We start from the raw sequence: 1,577 nt of genomic DNA on the forward strand, positions 1-1,577 counted from the left end.
CGTTGTGCTTTTTTAAGTCGTTTTTCTGACTTGCTTAAATAACGTGGATTCTCTACAGTATTGCCTTGAGCGTCAGTATAAAACTCTTTTAAACCTAAGTCAATTCCTGTTATTTGTCCCGTCGGTTTATGGTATTCTTGCCGTTCTACGTCAATCAGAAACTGGCAATAATAACCGTCAGCACGTCTAACAACTCTTACTCGTTTAATCTGTTGTTCTGAATAATAAACTAAGGTTTTTTGACTACACCATAAATCAAATTCTCCTGCTTTAAAACCATCGGTAAACTTGATTTTACGTCGATTATCAGATAGTTGGTAGCCCGTTAGTTTATACTCAACCGAACGGCTATGCTTTTTGAAACGAGGAAAACCCTTTTTCCCAAGTATCTTAGCATGACAATTCTGGTAAAACCGATTAATTGATTGCCAGGCTCTATCAGCAGCCGATTGACGAGCTTGAGAGTTTAATTTATTAACATAAGGTGTCTCTTTATTGTTAGCTAGTACCGCACAAAGTTTTTGGAGATCATTGCGGGTTGTCCCTTGATTGTCCATCCAATAACGAACACAAGAGTTACGCACAAACTGAGAAGTTTTGATAGCTTCATCAAGCTGGTGATATTGCTCTGGTGTTCCGTTTTTTAGCTTTGCTTCTACGACTAGCATCTAACAATCCTTGACCTTTGGCTAAGTTAATTATAACACAGTTTACCTACAAATGGTAGAATTAAAATCGGGCTTCTCAGTTAATATCTTGGTCGGATTTCATCCCCCGCAAAGGTTGATGTCTTGTCGAAAAATTTAGCGGGGGCATTCATCCGACATTTTAGGTAAATCCATCCACGAGCGCCCGAAACTGGGTTGGGGATTGACAATCCCGATACTCAGGGTGAGCAGCAGAGAAATTATTGTTAATAGCCAAAAACGGCAGAAAATAGGGCGCATAGACGATTCGATCCCATAAAAACCTCATTCCCATTCTAGACAGTCCCTATCACCCTTTACCTGTTACTGTCCGCGATTGGTTTGATAGACGTAAAAGTTAAATAAATCGAATAAACTGCCAACAAAAGCAAAGGTGACAGCGATGGTTAACAGGCCTTGTAGGGGATAACCGCCGCCGAAAATGGTTAAAAATTGCAGGATTTGGCTAAAACCGGTCTGAGAAACCCAAGTAAAGCCGGGGACGTGACTGGTGGCCAATAAAGCCGTTAAAATAGAACCGACCAAGAGGACGGGGGCAACAAAACTTAATAGGGTGGAAAATAGCAGGGAACGGAGCAAAGTAAGCATGGGTGCTGATCTCCAGAGAATTAGGGGGCGATCGAACGGGAATAGGAATCTATACTCGCTCCCCTCTAGGATATACGTTCATCTCGGCTAGGGGCGGTTTTTTAAAAAATCTTAAAATATCATTAAGATTCTTGGTTAAGAACGATTAAGTGGTAAACAAAAGTCAACCCGATAATTGCTGGGGCAGCCTTTTTCAGTGTGGGGTGTGGGGTGTGGGGTGTAGGGCGTAGGGTGTAGGGAGTAGGGTGTAGGGTGTAGGGAGAATAAACAGAAATAATCTCC

At 41.9% G+C, this 1,577-nt stretch carries 3 protein-coding genes; all 3 read right to left on the reverse strand.

What is annotated here, in order from left to right; genetic code table 11:
* The coding region (locus PX636_RS04515; RefSeq protein WP_288116345.1) for an RNA-guided endonuclease InsQ/TnpB family protein at positions 1-668 on the reverse strand (668 nt) is incomplete at its 3' end.
* Positions 669-803: 135 nt separating this feature from the next.
* Positions 804-947, reverse strand: a complete 144-nt coding sequence (locus PX636_RS04520) for a hypothetical protein (protein ID WP_223210688.1) — start codon at positions 945-947, stop codon at positions 804-806.
* A gap of 63 nt (positions 948-1,010) precedes the next feature.
* Positions 1,011-1,295, reverse strand: a complete 285-nt coding sequence (locus PX636_RS04525) for a hypothetical protein (RefSeq protein WP_002798346.1) — start codon at positions 1,293-1,295, stop codon at positions 1,011-1,013.
* Positions 1,296-1,577 lie beyond the last annotated feature (282 nt).

It is taken from the genome of Microcystis sp. M53598_WE2, assembly GCF_030067735.1.
Lineage (GTDB): Bacteria > Cyanobacteriota > Cyanobacteriia > Cyanobacteriales > Microcystaceae > Microcystis > Microcystis aeruginosa.